The organism is Polymorphospora sp. NPDC051019 (assembly GCF_040683055.1).
Taxonomy (GTDB): Bacteria; Actinomycetota; Actinomycetes; order Mycobacteriales; family Micromonosporaceae; genus Polymorphospora; species Polymorphospora lycopeni.
The window spans coordinates 30,282-46,973 of sequence record NZ_JBFBCH010000034.1; the positions used below are offsets into that span (position 1 = coordinate 30,282).

Below are 16,692 nucleotides of genomic sequence, written 5' to 3' on the forward strand. Positions count from 1 at the left end.
CCGGCGTCACCCTGTCCGAACCCCCCCGGTACGTCCGAACAGAAGGCTGAACCATGGCACGCCGCAAGGGCAACCAACCCAAGGTAGACCTGTCCGCGTTCGACCAGGCCGGTGCGCGGATCATCGACAATCCGCTCACCACCGAGGTCGAGGACTCCTACCTGGAGTACGCCTATTCGGTCATCCACTCGCGTGCGCTGCCCGACGCCCGCGACGGCCTCAAGCCGGTGCACCGGCGCATCCTGTTCTCGATGAGCGAGCAGGGCTACCGCCCCGACCGCCCACACGTGAAGTCGGCCCGCGTCGTCGGCGACACCATGGGTAAGTACCACCCGCACGGCGACACCGCGATCTACGACGCCATGGTCCGGCTCGCCCAGGACTTCTCGCTCAACACCCCGCTGATCGACGGCCACGGCAACTTCGGCTCGCCCGACGACGGACCCGCCGCCTCCCGCTACACCGAGGCCCGGATGTCGCGCGAGGCGATGCTGCTCGTCGGCGAACTCGGCGAGGACACCATCGACTTCAAGGCCAACTACGACGGCTCGCTGGAAGAGCCGACCGTGCTGCCGGCCGCGTTCCCCAACCTGCTGGTCAACGGCACCTCCGGGATCGCGGTCGGGATGGCGACCAACATGATCCCGCACAACCTCGGCGAGGTCGTCGCCGCCGCCCGCTGGCTGATCAGGCACCCCGACGCCAGCCTCGACAAGCTCATGGAGTTCGTACCCGGCCCCGACCTGCCCACCGGCGGCATGCTGCTCGGCCTCGACGAGGTCCGCCGCGCCTACGAGACCGGACGCGGTGTCGTCCGCATGCGGGCCAAGGTCGAGATCGGCCCGGTCGAGGGCAGCCGCGGCCGGCAGGCGATCACCGTCGTCGAGCTGCCGTACGGCGTCGGCGCCGAGAAGGTCATCGAGGCGGTCACCGACGAGGTACGCGGCAAGCCGATCACCTCCGGCCCCCGCCGCGGTCAGCGGCAGGCGGCCCGCCTGCAGGGCGTCGCCGACGTCAAGGACCTCACCGACCGGGAGAACGGCACCCGGCTCGTCATCGAGTGCAAGGTCGGCGTCAACCCGCAGGCCCTGCTCGCCGACCTCTACCGGCTCACCCCGCTGGAGCAGTCGTTCGGCGTCAACAACCTCGTCCTCGTCGACGGCCAGCCCCGCACCCTCGGCCTCAAGCCGCTGCTCGACGTGTTCCTCGCCCACCGCTACGACGTGGTGACCCGGCGCAGCAGCTTCCGCCGCCGCAAGCGGCAGGAACGCCTCCACCTGGTCGACGGCCTGCTCATCGCCCTCATCGACATCGACCGGGTGGTGGCGCTGATCCGCGGCAGCGACAACGTCCAGGCCGCCAAAGAGGCACTGATCAGCGAGTTCTCGCTCACCGAGATCCAGGCCACCTACATCCTCGACACCCCGCTGCGCCGGCTGACCCGCTTCGACCGCATCGAACTCGAAACCGAGCAGGAGCGGCTGCGCGGCGAGATCGCCGAACTGTCGAAGATCCTCGACGACGAGTCGGTGCTGAAGAAGGTCGTCTCCGACGAGTTGGCCGCCGTCGCCAAGGAGTTCTCCACGCCCCGGCGCACCACGCTGATCGACGGCGACCTCAAGGAGGTCCTCGCCGCGTCCGCGCCGGCCGGCCCGCTCGAGGTCGCCGACGACCCCTGCCAGGTCATCCTCTCCACGTCCGGGCTCGTCGCCCGGACCGCCGCCGAATCGGAGGAGGCGACCGAGGGCCGCCGCCGCAACGGCCGCGTCCGGCACGACACCGTACGCTCCCTCGTCCACTCCACCGCCCGTGGCCAGGTGCTCCTCGTCACCAACACCGGCCGCGCCTTCAAGACCGACGTACTCCCGCTGCCGGTCCTGCCCGAACAGGCCGGCACCGTCTCGCTCAGCGGCGGCATGTCCGCCAGCGAACTCCTGCCGCTCGAACCGGGGGAGCGGGTCGTCGCTCTCGCCCCGCTCGGCGAGCAGGGCGCCGGCTCCCCGGGCCTCGCCATCGGCACCCGGGCCGGCGTGGTCAAGGTGACCGCCCCCGAATGGCCCGTACGCTCCGACGAGTTCGAGGTCATCACCCTGCGCGAAGGCGACGAGATCGTCGGCGCGACCTGGCTCACCGACGGCACCGAGACGCTCGCGTTCGTCTCCTCCGACGCCTCGCTCCTGCGGTTCGGTGCCAACCTCGTCCGCCCGCAGGGCATCAAGGGCGGCGGCATGGCCGGCATCAACCTCGCCAACGACGCCCGGGTCGTCTTCTTCGGCGCCATACGCACCGACGACGCCGCGCACGGCGAGCCGATGGTGGTCACCTCGACCGGTGTCGGCGTGAAGGTCACCCCGTTCGAGGCGTACCCGGCCAAGGGACGCGCCACCGGCGGGGTCCGCGCCCAGCGGTTCCTCAAGGGCGAGCAGGAGCTGACCGTCGCCTGGATCGGCCCCCGGCCGGCCGGCGCGACCGAGACCGGCGAGCCGGTCGAGCTGCCGCCGGTCGACCAGCGTCGAGACGGCTCCGGCACCCCGGTGATGCTCGGCCCCGGCGTCGTCGGCCACCTCATCGAACGCGACTGACCCTTGGAGTCGACCGCCGCCGGTAGGTTCGTGCCGGCGGTGGTCGGGGCTGGGCAGGATCAGCCCGCACCGGGTCGCGGGCGGACGGTAACCTGACTCGCGACGAACACGGAGGCGCGGATGCAGACGAGCGACCCGGATCCGCACATCCACGTCGAGCGCAAGGTGCCGAAGGTCGACGCCGACACCCGCAACCTCGTCGTGTCGATGCTGGGCCGAGCGACGGACGCACCGACCGTCGTCACCACGGGCTGCGGAGTCCAGGTGCCCTACGCGATGACCTCCACCCGTCCGGAAAGCGTCACCTGCCTCGCCTGTCGCGAACACGCCCACCGGGAATGCCTGCGCTTCGCCGACCAGATCGAGCGCCTGGGCTTCATGCCCGGGACGCCCCTCACCGGCGACCAAGTGGCCGAGGGCACGCAACGGATGCGGGAACTTGCGAAAAGGTTCTCCGGCTGAGCGGGGCAGATGCTCCAGCTCTCTCGGACACCAATTTGTTGCATCTGCGCCACGCTCTGGACCATGCCGCACGGGTTACACATCAAGCTAGTCGGCGACGATGTCCCAGGCGAGGTTCGAGGGCCGGCCGCCGCCGCTGGCCAGGAATTCGTGGGCGGCGGCTTGCGCGCTTGCCGGGGTGACCCGGCTGCGTTCGGGCCAGGCGTCGGTCGGGGTGCCGGCGTAGTCGAAGGTGAAGGCGGGGCCGTTGTCGAGTTCGGGTTGGTGGGCCCAGCCGCTGCTGCCGTCGGCGGCGACGTGGTAGGCGAAGGACCGTTCGGGGTGGCCGACGCAGATCTGCAGCATGGGTGGGAAGTCCGACCCGTCGGGGACGATGAGGCTGACGCAGTTTCCCGAGCCACCGGTCTTCCTCGCCTCGGCTATCGCCGCCTCGACCTGCCGCCTGGTCGCGGTGCCGTGCCGGCCGACCGCGGCTAGGACCTGCTGGATCGCGTCCAGCCTGGCCAGCAGGACCCCGGGGTCACCGCCGCGCAGAACCGTCGCGGTCATCTGCCTTGCCTGGTCGACCAGGCCGATACAGCCACCGACACCGTCGTGGAGACCGCTCACCTTCTCCGCCACCGGCGCGAGCGTCGCGATGACCTCCTGCGGCGTCGGCTGCTCCGGAACACTCGCCAGAGCGGTGGCGGCCTCGCTGGTGTGTACGGCCAGGCCGCCGATGCCGGCCTGGATCTGGCCGATCACCTCACGGACCCTGGCCAGGTTCTGCGCGACCCCGTCGAAGCCCGCAGCTGCCGCTTGCGCGGCCGTCCGCCGCACGCTGTGATCAGCCGCGGCGGTCTCCTGCCCCGCGCGATCGATGCCGGCGGTCAACGTCGCAAACCCGTCTGAACGCTGTCAACCAGCGACACGTCCACCTCCCGCTGGCTCGTACCTTGCCGTCCTTGCGCGACCCGGCCCGACTGCCCCAGGGACCCGGGATGATGGATGCGTGCTCATCCGCGCGGAACCGATTCCCAGGAACGGGCGCCTGCCGGGTCAGCCCAGCCCTGGATGTTCCAGACGGGCAAGGCGACGGGACCTCTTCAGCTATCGATCACCGCCACGCCGACCCATCAACGCCTTACTGCCGCTACGGGCTAGCGCGTCGCGGTCCGAGTGTCGACCGCAAGGTACGTGTCGGTGGTCGCAGCCTCAAGAACATCGGCCGGCGCATCAACAGTTATAGGAACCTGCCGACCCAGCAGCGCCTGCCAGTTACGCTGCTGCCCCTCCTCAAATCGAGCACGGGTACTTGCCACCGTCTCAGCTGTGAGTGCCCGTTCCCGCTGCCAGTACAGAGCCCGCCGCTGCTCGTATCGGATGGCGAGATTGTCCTCGCTCATCAGCTCCCGCTCCGAAGCGGTCGGCTGCGGTTGCTTACGATCGACCTCGATGGCGACGCGTCTTTGCACGGCAGCGAGGCTGCCGCACGCGGCGAACAATCGCCGTGACATGCCAATGATCAGATCGGTGCCGGGCACCCGGCCCGTAAGCATGTCGCGTCGTTCTCGCCCGTCGCGTCCCTCGTATCGGTCCCTGTCACGGGCCTCCAGTCGTTCCTGGTTTGTCGTCGAGTCGAATTCGAGCAGAGACACGGTGCCGTTACGCGAGCGGCCGGCAACCGCCGACGCAGGCCCGACCGGCACGATCCGCCGCTCGGTCACAGGAATCGCAATCAATGCCAGGTAGAGCAACATCCTGGAGCGAGCCAGAGCCAGTAGGGCTTCGTCGTCGCTGACCGGATCAGCGTCCGCCTGACGCCCCGAGCACTCTTCAGTGACGACGGCCTCAATGTCGATGCTCATAAAGAGTTGCGGTTCCAGGCTCGCGCCACATAGGACGCGCATGTGAGGCCCGGTCAGCAAGTTCGGGTTGGACAACTGACGGGCACCCTTGAGGAGGGCGCTGCGCGGCACTTTCCGGTGCCCTTTGGCTTCGACCAGCCAGGTCGTGGGAGTACCCGGATGATCGCCGACGAGGTCAGGCAAGCTGCTGACATTCGACCAAGCGGATCCCGCGTTGCCCGGGGTCACGGCTTCAGCATGCGTCGTCGGCCCGAGGCCCATCAGTCCCCGGCAGGCCCATTCCGCCATCGTCATGCCGAGCCGGTAGCCGAACGCTCCCCGGGCGGACCTTTCGGTACCCTCGCGGTAGACCACATTCGGCTCGATGCGATAGCGGTTGTCACCGGAACGTGGCTGCCGTCCGAGGTAAGCCACCAGCGGTGAACGGCGAGCGACTATCTCTGACCATGCCAGATTCGGCACCGACGCCAGCCAGGCTGTCGGATCACGTCCTACGGTAAGCGCGGCATCGATGATGTCGCGCCAGGTCGTCTGGACACGGTATAGACCGTCTGGCGGCACATCGTTGACTACCGGCCACGACTGGTCAGCCCGCTCGATGTGGGAAGGGTGGGGCCGACGGCCCGGCGCCAACGGCGACGAGCGGCGGACCAGAACCGGAACGTCGAAGGCGTCGACTGGGTTGAGGAGTGCTCCAGAGGCACCTACGGGCGGCTGCACTCCGACAGCCTGCCAGATAGCTTGCGGGCTTCCCAGGCAATGCTATGCATCCGAATCGCTACGTCACGTAGCGTTCCCAGTTGGGTGGCTCGTCTGGTTCACAGGTATAACGCATGGGGGTTCAAGTCCCCCACGGACCCGTATCCGCGGGCCAGCTCGGCGCCCCGCGACGCCACCGATCCGAGTCGACATTCGACTAGTCTGCAACGATGTCCGATACGACCGGCGGGAGCCGGCTGGGCGAGCATGCGGTCTATCCCGGTACCTTCGACCCCTTCACGCCGGGTCATCTCGACCTCATCGAACGGGCCCGACATCTTTTCGCGCGGATCACCGTGCTCGTGGCTGCCAATGGTGACAAGCACCCGACCGGCACCGAGGCGGAACGGGCGACCCGACTGCGCCGGGAACTTCCGGCGCACTGGGACGACGTCGCGGTCACCGCGTGGGGCGGGTTGACGGTCGCGTTCTGCCGGCAGCACGGCGCCGGCGTGATCATCCGCGGGGTACGCAACCGAGCCGACCTACAGCATGAACACCACCTGGCGTCTATGAACCAGGACCTCGGCATCACCACACTGCTCCTGCCCGCGAGGCCCAAACTGGTGGCCATGTCCTCCACGCTCGTGCGCGAACTCGGCGGTTGACTCGTCGGCGTCTGGCCCGTGCGCCGGCGGGCGCGCCACTGCGGGCCACCAGCGCCTGACGGCGGACCGCGCGACCGGTGCCAGATCGTCAGCTGGTCTCCTGCGGCACGGGGTGGCCGAGCGCGAGCCGGGCGGCAGTCACCGCGCTGTGGAACGAGACCTCGCTGAGCAGGCCCGGTGCGGCGACCTGGTCGCCGGCGAGGTAGACGCCGTCGCCGCGATCGACGGCCGGCCGGTCCCGCCAGGTCTGTCCGGGCAGGTCCAGCGCCCCCGTACGGCCATTCGCCACCGCGTCCCGCCGCCAGGTGACTCGGTCGCGCCAGCCGGGCAGAGCCTGGTCGACCAGCGCCTCCAGGCGGGCCAGCCCGTCGGCCTTCGACTCGCCGGGACGCATCGGCAGCTGGGCCTGGATCAGTGATTCCCCGGCCGGTGCCAGACCCGGGTCGGGCAGCGTGTACCGCTCCAGCCAACCGGCCTCGTCGAGATCGGACACGATGAAGGCGTCGCCGCGCGCGGCCCGTACTGCCAGGTCGAGCAGGACCGACCGGCCGCTCTCGACATGTGGCAGCGACGTACCGAGCAGGGTGGCGGCGGCGTCCAGGGAGGTGGCGACGATGACCGGCGCGGTGGGCAACTCGGTCACCCGGACACCGGTTTCGATGCGTACACCCAGGCTACGGGCGTGGGTGGCGAGCCGGTCGACGAGGCCGTTCCAGCCACCGGTGACGTACCGGACGGCCGGGACCGGGGCGGTGACCCGCAGCAGGTGTTGCCAGACGAACTCGGCCGACAGCCGGCCCGGGTCGGCGTCGAAGGTGACGACTCCCATCAGGTTCGACATGGCGGTCGCCGCCGCGGCGCCGTGCCGCTCGCGGACCCAGGTGTGGAAGTCGACGTCGACGGGCGCGTCGCGGCGGCGCCGCGTGACAACGGGCAGCAGCGCCGCCGGCGGTGTGCGGCGTAGCCGGCCGCGATAGCGAAACCGGACACTGGCCAGCCCACGCGGCGGGATAGTGGCGTACGCGCCGGTCAGATCGCGGTCGGCGAGCCAGCGCCACCAGGGGCCGTTGCAGTAGAGGACGTGCGGGCCCTCGTGGGCGACGTACGGCGGTTCGGTGGCGCGGGCCCGGCCACCAAGCCTCCGATGCGCCTCCAGCAGGTGGACGCGGGCGCCGGCCTCGGCGCAGGTGATGGCGGTGACGAGCCCGGCGAAGCCGCCGCCGACGACAGTGATGCTCTCCATGCACGGGTGACGACGTAGGGCAGAATCGCGTGACATGGACGGCTGGCAGGAGCATCGGCGTTACCTGTTCGCCGTCGCCTACCGGCTGCTGGGCAGCGCCTCGGACGCCGAGGACGCGGTGCAGGAGGCATACCTGCGGCTGCGTCGCGCGGCCCCGACGGACCTGGCGAACCCGCGGGCCTGGCTCACCACGGTGACGTCGCGGATCTGCCTGGACATGCTCGGCTCGGCCCGGGCCCGCCGGGAGGCGTACGTGGGCACCTGGCTGCCCGAACCGCTGGCCGGCTACGACGACACCGACCTGGGCGACACCGTCGCGTTGCGCGAGTCGGTGCGCACCGCCGTGCTGTTGGTACTGGAGACGCTGTCACCCGCGGAGCGGGTCGCTTTCGTCCTGCACGACGCGTTCGGAATGGACTTCGAGCGGCTGGCCGTGGTGGTCGACCGGACCCCGGCGGCCTGCCGGCAGCTCGCGTCGCGGGCGCGCCGGCGGGTCCGCGAAGAGGCGCCACCGCGCAAACCCGTCTCGACGGAGGAGTATCGGCGGGTGCTCGCAGCCTTCACCGCGGCCAGCGCCGACGGCGACCTGGCCGAACTGGTTCACCTGCTCGACCCGCGGATCGTGCTGCGCTCCGACGGCGGCGGTGCGGTGCCCGCCGCCCGCAAACCGGTGTACGGCCACGAGCGGGTGGTCACCCTGCTGTCCTGGCTGGCCCGCCGGTACGCCGGGGTACGGCTGGAGCCGGTGCTGCTCGCCGGCGGGCACGGATTCGTGCTCGAACTGGACGGCGCCGTGTGCGGCGTGATCGGCGTCGAGGTCGCCGACGGTCGGATCGCCGAGCTGAACCTGGTGGTCAACCCCGCGAAGCTGGGGCCGTGGCCGCCTTCCTCCGCCGCCGGCTCTTGATCGTCTGCGGCTCAGGCCGTCGACACGCCGTACCGAATGAGCCGCAACCACAGACGATCATGACCGCTCTTACCTGACGGGAGGACGCCGACACGATTACCAGCCGCGCTCACCAGCACGCCGCCGGTGCCCGCAAGGACGGCCATCTGCAGAAGGAACCACCCGGCGGCGTGCACGATCACTACACGCAAGAGACACGCGGGTCAACGAAGGGTTTTAGACCGTCGGGCCGCTCGGCCGATTCACGTGTTATGGTCGGCGGCACAGCGACACCAGGTCGGTTGTGGGACCGGAAAATAGGGGGTGAGTTGATGACTGCCGCGAAGGCCACTGCCGTGTGCAGTGCCCGCCAGATCATCCTCACGTCCCGGGTCCCGGTCTGACCTGACGCTGCTGCCCCGTTGAGCCTCGGCGGCTCGCGGAGGCACCACCTCATGTGTCTTGGGACCCCTGTTCAAGGGTCTCTACGTTGTCTCAATCTTTCTCATCTCATGCTCAGCCGTATTCCCTGACGGACTACGGCTGGGGCGAAGCGTGGGAGCACGCCTTCGCACCTCATCGCGCTGCCGGGCGGATCGCGGCCCGAATCGTACGGGCCGAACGCGGCTCCTGCGACGTTGTCACCGATGCGGGAATCGTCCGTGTGACGATTCCCGGCGCGGTCGGTCAGGGCGACCCGCTGTCGGCACCATGCACGGGTGACTGGGCGGCGCTGCGTCGTCCTGCCGCCACGGAACGCGGCCCTGCACTGCATGCGGTACTGGAGCGGCGCACCGCCCTGGTGCGCTCGAGCAGTTCGCGTACCTCGCAAGGCCAGGTACTGGCCGCGAACGTCGACACGGTCGTCGTGGCGGTGTCACTCGCGGCCCCGCTCAAGCACGCCCGGACCGAACGCCTGCTCGCGTTGGCCTGGGAGAGCGGCGCCCAGCCGGTCGTGGTGCTCACCAAGGCCGACGCGAGCGCCGACCCGGCTGCGGCCCGGGCCCAGGTGTCCGCGGTGGCCCCAGGGGCGGACGTACTGGTCACCAGCGCCGTGACCGGGCAGGGCCTGGACACCTTGGCCACCGCCCTGACCGGCACCATCGTGCTGCTCGGCCCCTCCGGAGCGGGCAAGTCCACCCTGGGCAACCATTTGTTGGGCGAGGAACGGCTGGCCACCGGCGCCGTACGCGACGCGGACGGCAAGGGCCGGCACACCACCGCATGGCGGGAACTGCTCCCGTTGCCCGGTGGTGGCGTCCTGCTGGATACCCCAGGCCTGCGTGCGATCGGTCTGCACGACGTGCAGGAGGGGCTGGAGCAGACGTTCTCCGAGATCGAGCACCTCGCACAGGGCTGCCGGTTCACGGACTGCGCTCACCTGAGCGAACCGGGCTGCGCGGTCCTGGCCGCTGTCGAGGCCGGCGAAGTTCCCCGGCGTCGCCTGGACAGCTACCACCGACTGCTGCGCGAGAACACCTATGCCGCCTCCCGCACCGATGCGCGGGTGCGCGCCGACCGGGACGCCATCAAGAAGGGCATCACGAGAAACTTGCGTGCCACCTACCAGTTCCGGGAGCGTCAGCAGTGAACGACACAGGCACGCCCGACCACGTTCCCGGTACCGACCCGGTCACGGAGGCGTTCTTCACCCTGCACCGTGACCTGCCCCGGCAGGGCCCCGGCTCGGACGCCACCACGCGCCGCCTACTGGAGATGGCCGGTCCGCTGCCCGAGCGCCCCCGGGTGCTGGACGCGGGCTGCGGACCCGGCCGCTCCACGCTGCTGCTGGCCGAGGAAGCCGGAGCCCACGTGACCGCCGTCGACCTGCACCAGCCGTTCCTGGACGGCCTCGCGGCCGAGGCAGCACGCCGCGGCCTGGGCGGCCAGGTCACGGTCGTCAACTGCTCGATGGACCAGCTGCCCTTTCCCGATCACAGCTTCGACGTGATCTGGGCCGAGGGATCGGTCTACACCATCGGTTTCGACACCGCCCTGCGTGCCTGGCATCGCCTGCTCGCCCCTGGCGGGGTCCTCGTTGCCACCGAGATCGAGTGGACCGTGCCCAGCCCCGCCGCATCGGCCCGCGCCTACTGGGACGCGGCCTACCCCCTGCGCACCCACGCCATGAACACCGACGCCGCACAGGCCGCCGGCTACCGCCTCAGCGCCCACTGGCCACTGCCGGAAACCGACTGGTGGGACGAGTACTACAGCCCGCTCACCCAGCGGATCTCCCGAGTGGACCCCCGGCAGCCCGGCATGCCGGAGGCACTGGCCGCGCTCCAGGCGGAGATCGCCATGCGGCGCGAGCACGGCGGCGACTACCAGTACGCCGCCTACGTCCTCCAACCCCACGACAACCCCCTCGTCAACAGTGAGAACGGGACCACCATGCCCACCTGGACCACTCGCCCCGAGACCACCGAAGACATTCCCGCCATCCGCGCCATCAACCTCGCCGCCTTTCCCACCGCCATGGAAGCCGACATCATCGACGCCCTGCGCGCCGACCCGCAGGCCTGGATCGACGGCCTGTCCATGATCACCACCGCCCCTGACGGCACCCCGGTCGGGTACGCGCTGCTCACCCGGTGTCACGTCGACGGCACACCCGCCCTCACCCTGGGCCCGTGCGCGGTACTGCCCTCCGTCCAGCGCACCGGCGCCGGCTCCGCCGCCATCCGCGCCGCCCTGGACACCGCCCGGGCCATGGGAGAGAACCTGGTCCTCGTCCTGGGCCACGCCAGCTACTACCCGCGGTTCGGCTTCACCCCCGCCTCCCGCTTCGGTATACGGACTCCCTTCGAGGTACCCGACGAAGCCATGATGGCCATAGCACTCGACACCACCCGACCGATCCCCGCCGGCACCATCCAGTACCCCGCCGCGTTCGGAGTCTGACAAATCCCGTGGGTGCCCGGGACTCACCTCCCGGGCACCACACCCACCGGGCGTTACCGGAAAGCGACGGTCCGGGCCTGGTCGCGATCGACTTCACCGGCTTCCAGGGCCGGCCGCCCCACGAGGCCGCGGCAACAGCGATCCGGGTTGCCACACTGCCCGACGGCGGCCTGACCGGCTCGTTCCTCAACGACGACGGCGTCGTCCCCTGGTAACCCCGACAACGCCCGACGAACCGACGGTCAACGACGACCGCGGTGCCCGCGTCGGCATGGGGGCAGCTCTTGCACGCTGCCCTCCCTCGCCGTTGATGACGTCGGGAGTGACTCGCCACAGCCGTACGGTGTGGTCGCTGCTGGCGGTGGCGAGGGTCTTGCCGTCGGGGCTGAACGCCACGCTGGCGACCATGTTGCTGTGGCCCGTCAAGCTACGGGCGTTCGACATGCGCGGGCCGGCGGGGGCGGTGCTGTTCGGTGGGCTGTCGCCCGAGGGGGTGGCGGTGGGCTGGGGCCGGCGGCCGGACGGGCCGGGGTCCGGTGGGTAGGAAGCTCGGCAGGCTGGTGGCGGTGACGACTGTCAGTACCAGGGCGATGGTGCCGCCGATGGCGACTTTGTCGCGCCGGGTTCGAGGCGGCCAGCGCGGCCAGCGGACGAGGGCGGCGGCAACGCCGGGGTCGGGCTTCACCTTGCCCGGGGTGTTGCCGGTTGTCGTCGGCTGACCGGTTTGGTGGGGGGTTTCATCGGTGGTCGGGGGTGGTGCGGCCGGTGGTGGGGCGGGTTCGGCGGGGACCGGAGGTGCTGTCGCGGGTGGGGTGGGTTCGTTGGCCGTAGCCGATATCCGCCCATTGCCACCCGATCAGCCTAGAAGGGGGCAACAAGCGGAACACCACCCGCGAGCGCGGCCGGACCGACGGATGCCGCCTGCGGTCCGATGGCGGCGAGGTGCCGGCCCCGTACACCGATCATGCCTGCCCGGCGATGCCGAACGCGGCCTCGACCAGGGTGGAAAGGACCTGGGCCGCGGACACGCCTTAACTGTCGAACCAGACGACCAGCCGCACGTTGTCGTCGCCATGTCGCTCGGCGAGACCGCGCATCGTGTCCAGCAGCGCGCGCAGCGGCGGGTCGCCACGCAGGACGTCGCCCTGGCGGAGGCGCTCCACCCGCCACATCCTGTCGGGCGCGCGCCACTGGGTTCCCTCGGGATAGCTGCTGCCCCGGGGATCGGCGTCCTCGCCGGCCACCGCGCGCCAGGCGCGCCCATGGTGACCCGCCTTGCCGACGAGGATCGGTCCTTCGCTCGTCAGTTCGTACTCGTGGATCCGGTCGTCCACGCGAGGGGCCTGCGCGGTCCAGTCGATGCGGGCCAGTTGTGTCCACGCCACCCAGGTGTGATCGTGTTCGTCGTCGGAGAACCGGCGAGCGAGCAGTTCCGTGCTGGCGTCCGCAGGCAGGCCACGGCCGGGCGAGACGGGTTCGAACCCGGCGTAGTTCCGCACACCGAACAGCAGACCGAAGGCATCGTAGTTGCGCGGCAGGTCCTCCACACCGGCGTCGGTCAGCAGCCACGGCGATCCCGGACCGTTCGGCCGGATCTCCACCCCGCCGGAGATATCGGTACCCACGTCACCTCGCCCTTCGTCCGTGACGGCCGGGACGTACCGGTGGAGACGGATCCCGCAGTTCGGCCGTGCGGACACCATACGGAGTCGTGCCCGTAGGTCCGCCTCCCGAGGGCGTCGAGGATGCTGCTGCCCGTTTGGCCGGCTGGCGGCCCGGTCGCCGCACACGATCGTCTACCTTCCGCTGCGCCGTGCGGAGCCACCCGACCGCCACGTATGGGGACGGCCACTGGACCTGGTGTTGCTGCACCACCGTCTCGCGTTCGCGCCGTCACGGTGGAAGCAGGTCCGGGCTCGACTCGGCACCGGTAGGCCGCACAGCGTTACCCTGCCTGGCGACGCCTGGCCGTCGCGTCCGGCCGCCGACCGCGGACGGTTCTGGCATCAGGACTTTCTTGATCATCTTCGGTGGGGCATCGCGGCCGACACGCTGTTCCTCACCGGCAGCCGGAAAGGCGTTCGAACTCGAGGCAGACCAGGTCCGCGCCCTGGCCGAGGAGTGCCCGGCTCATCGCGTCCGTACGCCGGGGACGCACTGCTGTGCCGAGATCGGCATGGGTAGAACGCGGCATTACCCTGACCGCCGCCGACCGTACGCCGAGCTGCATGCCGAATACCGGGGGTAGCGCTGGTGGGAAAATGCATGGTGGTCCGTCGTCGCGCATCGTATGTTCGCCGAATGTCGATCTGGATCACCCGCTTCGATCCACCCGCCGCCAACCCCAGCGGGCTCGTCCGCGTCGCCGTCAAGGACGCCATCGACATGGCCGGCGTGATCACGACCGCCGGGTGCGTGGCGGTACGTGACCGGGCGACCCTCGCCGCGTCCGATGCGCGCTGCCTCGCCGGCGTGCGCTCGGCCGGCGCGTACATCGTCGGCAAGACCACGCTGACCGAACTGTGTGTCAGCCCGGCGGGCGACAACGCGACGTTCGGCACCCCAGTCAACCCCGTGGCGCCCGACCGCATCCCGGGTGGTTCATCGAGCGGCAGCGCGGTGGCGGTCGCCAACGGTGAAGCGGACATCGGGTTGGGCACCGACACCGGCGGCTCGGTCCGTATCCCGGCCGCGTGTTGCGCGATCGTGGGATTGAAGACGACTTGGGGACGGGTGCCGACGGAAGGTGTCTGGCCGTTGGCACCCAGTCTGGACACTGTTGGTCCGATGGCCCGCGACGTGGCCGGCGTGGTCACCGGAATGCGTCTGTTGGAGCCGGACTGGACGGTCGCGTCGCGTCCCGCTCGCCGGGTCGGACGGCTGCGGATAGACGGCGTCGACCCCGCGGTCGAAGAGGTCGTCGACGCGGCACTACACGCGGTTGGACTCACCGTCCGCGAGGTGCGGCTGCCCGGATGGGAGCAGACCTACGACGCCCTCGACACGATCATCCTCGGCGAGTTGTGGCGGGCGCACCATTCGTTGCTCGACGCCGACGGAGTCGGTGAGTTCGTCAGCGGCGGCCTGTGCGCAGGCCGCGACATCACCGAGCAGCAGCTGGCCGAGGCCATGGTCACCCGCGCGGCGTGGCAGGCGGAAGTGGCCGCGGCGCTGGACGAGGTCGACGTTCTGGCGCTGCCGACGCTGGTCGCGTCCCCACCGCTGTTGACCGCCTTCGCGGGTTTCCCGCTCACCAGGCTGACCGCGCCGTTCAATCTCGCGGGCGTCCCCGCGATCTCCATGCCGATACCGTCACCTGACTTTCCCGTGCCCGCCAGCCTGCAACTTGTCGGCCCGATGTACGGCGAAGGCCTGCTCTGCGCAACCGGGCTCGCGATCGAATCGGCGCTGAACAACAGCGAGACCCGCATCCGGCGTCAGTCCCGGTATGGCCACTCGGAGGCACCCACCACCGTCCCGTAGAGGACATGGTCGGCCGCGAGGGCCAGCTTCTGGCGGACGCCGCCCTCGCCGTCGGCGATCCCCAGCATTCTCCGGACGACCAACTCGAAGCCCAGCCAGAAGGCGCTCCCAAAGGCGGGGCCGGTCCATGGTTGACGGCGTAGCTGTCGCGGGAGCATCCCGAACAGTACGCCGCCGAACGCCCCGTAGCTCCAGTGGATCCCCTCGACCAGGGCGGTTCGCTGGGCTACCGGGATCGCGTTCATCAGCCGCGGGGCCGTCTCGCACAGGACGGATTCTGGCGGTACCTGGGCTACCAGGCCGAGCGAGGTAGTAACCTGCCGAAGGCCGGACATGGCCATGGCCGCCATGGTTCCGCGGACCATTCCCGTCACCGCGGCACCGGTTCCGTGTCGCATCGGTACCCAACCCCTTTCTGGCCCCGGCGTACCTCGAGGTGTCGGTGTGTACCCGCCGTCCGGGGCGGCTAACGCGTGTGGTGCGGACCAAACTCCGTGACCCACCCAGGGGAAGGCACCGACGAGGGCCGCGCCGTCTTCGGGCGTCGGCCTCGCCTGACCGTGCCGCCTCGATGGCCGGCGCCTGTCACTGGTGCATCCGGGTGCCCTTCGTGATGCGGTCGACCGCGTTACGTGGTCCGCGGAGCGCGACCCCGACCAGGTCGAGTTCGCCGGCGGGTACGGAGGCAACGGCGGCGCGGTTGGCCGCGTCGTGGCCGGTGGAGAACAGTTGGTGGGTGTATACGGCGATCGGGATGCCCCGCTCGAGCGCCTTCTCCCGTGCCGCGGACAGCTTTGCCGCGTCCGCGGTGAAGACGAGCACCGGCTGACGAAGCATCGGCAGGTACTCGTTGCCGTCGCTGTCGCGGTACGGCTCTCCGGTCAGGTCCGGAGCGCTTGTCGCGATGCCGCTCATGAGGAACGCGGTGACGTTCAACTCTTGCCAGGGCAGCAGGTCGTCGCGCAGCAGCACCGCAACCTTCGTATCGAAGCGGACAGGTGCGGTTGAATCGGTGGCCGCGCCGGGCGCGGAAAGGGTGTCCTGCATCCGTCTACTGTCCGACGGCCCCGTCAGCCTGGTCTTGTACGTTCCTAGCATGGTCGACGCGGTGCGCGCGTGGCATCCTGAGGTGCCCTTGGTGCAGGAAGTGCTGCACGCGACGTTCGAGCACCATGCCTACCCGGCCCACACGCACGACTCCTGGACCGTACTGCTCATCGACGCCGGTGCGGTGGCGTACGACCTGGACGGCGCCAGACACGAGGCGGCGCCGACGAGCGTGACGCTGCTGCCACCGCACGTTCCTCATGACGGCCGGTCGGCTGTTCGTGGAGAGTCCTTCCGCAAGCGCGTGCTCTACCTCGACCCCGCATGGTTGCCGCCACGTACCGCGACCGCTGCCGCCGCGACCCCCACGCTGCACGACGCACGTGCCGTCGTTGCGGCCCGGCACGTGCACGCCGCGCTGCGGTCGCCCGCCGACACCATGGCGGCCGAGCACGGCATCCACGAGTTGCGCGAGCTTGCGCGAGCGCATCTCGTACGGCTGCCCTCGGCAGCGCACGATGTCCCTCTGGCACGCCGATTGCGTGAACTGCTCGATGGTCGACTCACCGAGTCGCTGACCATCGCCGAGGCCGCGCAGACGCTCGGCGCGCACCCGAATCATCTGATGCGAGCTTTCTCGCGGGCCTACGGCGTTCCACCGCATCGCTACGTGACGGGCCGCCGGGTCGACATGGCACGAAGACTTCTGCTGAAAGGGCGGACCCCCGCTGCCGCGGCCGTCGAGGCGGGGTTTCACGACCAGTCACATCTCACGCGGCACTTCCGTAGGTTCCTCGGGACGACTCCCGCCGCTTTCGTCGGCCGCCGGCGCGGTGACGCGCCGTCGATCGCCTGACGAGGTTGTCGCTTC

17 protein-coding genes and 1 pseudogene are annotated in these 16,692 nt (G+C 70.2%); 11 read left to right on the forward strand and 7 right to left on the reverse strand.

The genetic code is table 11. From position 1 onward, the window contains the following. Positions 1-53 precede the first annotated feature (53 nt). Positions 54-2,582: a DNA topoisomerase IV subunit A gene (locus AB0M79_RS34405; RefSeq protein WP_364222367.1), complete on the forward strand. Its 2,529-nt coding sequence runs from the start codon at positions 54-56 to the stop codon at positions 2,580-2,582. A gap of 120 nt (positions 2,583-2,702) precedes the next feature. Further along, a complete protein-coding gene (locus AB0M79_RS34410) occupies positions 2,703-3,044 on the forward strand; it encodes a hypothetical protein (protein ID WP_364222370.1) in 342 nt (113 codons plus the stop codon). Between the two features lie 87 nt (positions 3,045-3,131). Here the strand turns inward: AB0M79_RS34410 and AB0M79_RS34415 are convergent, their stop codons facing one another. Further along, positions 3,132-3,788 carry an Imm1 family immunity protein gene (locus AB0M79_RS34415; protein ID WP_364222373.1) on the reverse strand — a complete coding sequence of 219 codons (657 nt, stop codon included), beginning with the start codon at positions 3,786-3,788 and terminating at the stop codon, positions 3,132-3,134. A 395-nt stretch (positions 3,789-4,183) separates the two neighbouring features. Then, positions 4,184-5,611: a hypothetical protein gene (locus AB0M79_RS34420; RefSeq protein ID WP_364222376.1), complete on the reverse strand. Its 1,428-nt coding sequence runs from the start codon at positions 5,609-5,611 to the stop codon at positions 4,184-4,186. Between the two features lie 209 nt (positions 5,612-5,820). Here AB0M79_RS34420 and coaD point away from each other — a divergent pair, with 209 nt between their 5' ends. After that, positions 5,821-6,258 (forward strand): pantetheine-phosphate adenylyltransferase, encoded by a 438-nt coding sequence (gene coaD / locus AB0M79_RS34425; RefSeq protein ID WP_364222379.1) that lies wholly within the window; start codon positions 5,821-5,823, stop codon positions 6,256-6,258. Positions 6,259-6,346: 88 nt separating this feature from the next. Here the strand turns inward: coaD and AB0M79_RS34430 are convergent, their stop codons facing one another. Then, positions 6,347-7,501, reverse strand: a complete 1,155-nt coding sequence (locus tag AB0M79_RS34430; protein ID WP_364222382.1) for an FAD-dependent oxidoreductase — start codon at positions 7,499-7,501, stop codon at positions 6,347-6,349. Between the two features lie 34 nt (positions 7,502-7,535). On the opposite strand from AB0M79_RS34430, the gene sigJ reads away from it, so the two are divergent. From sigJ to AB0M79_RS34455, 5 genes and pseudogenes are all read left to right on the forward strand, one after another. Then, positions 7,536-8,408 (forward strand): RNA polymerase sigma factor SigJ, encoded by an 873-nt coding sequence (gene sigJ / locus AB0M79_RS34435; protein ID WP_364222385.1) that lies wholly within the window; start codon positions 7,536-7,538, stop codon positions 8,406-8,408. Positions 8,409-8,497: 89 nt separating this feature from the next. After that, positions 8,498-8,587: pseudogene (locus AB0M79_RS34440) on the forward strand (IS5/IS1182 family transposase); the annotation flags it as partial. A 464-nt stretch (positions 8,588-9,051) separates the two neighbouring features. Further along, entirely contained in the window at positions 9,052-9,978 is a 927-nt protein-coding gene (rsgA, locus tag AB0M79_RS34445; protein WP_364222388.1) for a ribosome small subunit-dependent GTPase A, read from the forward strand. Next, the gene (locus AB0M79_RS34450) at positions 9,975-11,291 is read left to right on the forward strand and encodes a bifunctional class I SAM-dependent methyltransferase/N-acetyltransferase (protein ID WP_364222391.1); all 1,317 of its coding nucleotides are present in this window, start codon (positions 9,975-9,977) and stop codon (positions 11,289-11,291) included. Before rsgA ends, AB0M79_RS34450 begins: the two co-directional genes overlap by 4 nt. Before the next feature lie 8 nt (positions 11,292-11,299). Further along, the gene (locus AB0M79_RS34455) at positions 11,300-11,506 is read left to right on the forward strand and encodes a hypothetical protein (RefSeq protein WP_364222394.1); all 207 of its coding nucleotides are present in this window, start codon (positions 11,300-11,302) and stop codon (positions 11,504-11,506) included. Here AB0M79_RS34455 and AB0M79_RS34460 read toward each other — a convergent pair. Then, on the reverse strand, positions 11,478-11,699 hold the full coding sequence (locus tag AB0M79_RS34460; protein WP_364222397.1) for a WD40 repeat domain-containing protein: 222 nt from the start codon (positions 11,697-11,699) through the stop codon (positions 11,478-11,480). The genes AB0M79_RS34455 and AB0M79_RS34460 overlap by 29 nt on opposite strands. Here AB0M79_RS34460 and AB0M79_RS34465 point away from each other — a divergent pair. Beyond that, entirely contained in the window at positions 11,614-11,835 is a 222-nt protein-coding gene (locus tag AB0M79_RS34465; RefSeq protein ID WP_364222463.1) for a hypothetical protein, read from the forward strand. The genes AB0M79_RS34460 and AB0M79_RS34465 overlap by 86 nt on opposite strands. A 487-nt stretch (positions 11,836-12,322) precedes the next feature. Here AB0M79_RS34465 and AB0M79_RS34470 read toward each other — a convergent pair whose 3' ends face one another. After that, positions 12,323-12,892 (reverse strand): hypothetical protein, encoded by a 570-nt coding sequence (locus AB0M79_RS34470; protein ID WP_364222400.1) that lies wholly within the window; start codon positions 12,890-12,892, stop codon positions 12,323-12,325. A 700-nt stretch (positions 12,893-13,592) separates the two neighbouring features. Here AB0M79_RS34470 and AB0M79_RS34475 point away from each other — a divergent pair. After that, positions 13,593-14,774: an amidase gene (locus tag AB0M79_RS34475; RefSeq protein ID WP_364222403.1), complete on the forward strand. Its 1,182-nt coding sequence runs from the start codon at positions 13,593-13,595 to the stop codon at positions 14,772-14,774. Here AB0M79_RS34475 and AB0M79_RS34480 read toward each other — a convergent pair. Beyond that, entirely contained in the window at positions 14,729-15,139 is a 411-nt protein-coding gene (locus AB0M79_RS34480) for a hypothetical protein (RefSeq protein WP_364222406.1), read from the reverse strand. The two genes, AB0M79_RS34475 and AB0M79_RS34480, sit on opposite strands and share 46 nt — an antisense overlap. Positions 15,140-15,359: 220 nt before the next feature. Continuing rightward, the gene (locus tag AB0M79_RS34485) at positions 15,360-15,821 is read right to left on the reverse strand and encodes a DUF2000 domain-containing protein (RefSeq protein WP_364222409.1); all 462 of its coding nucleotides are present in this window, start codon (positions 15,819-15,821) and stop codon (positions 15,360-15,362) included. Positions 15,822-15,870: 49 nt separating this feature from the next. On the opposite strand from AB0M79_RS34485, the gene AB0M79_RS34490 reads away from it, so the two are divergent. Beyond that, positions 15,871-16,677 carry an AraC family transcriptional regulator gene (locus AB0M79_RS34490; RefSeq protein WP_364222412.1) on the forward strand — a complete coding sequence of 269 codons (807 nt, stop codon included), beginning with the start codon at positions 15,871-15,873 and terminating at the stop codon, positions 16,675-16,677. Positions 16,678-16,692: the final 15 nt, after the last annotated feature.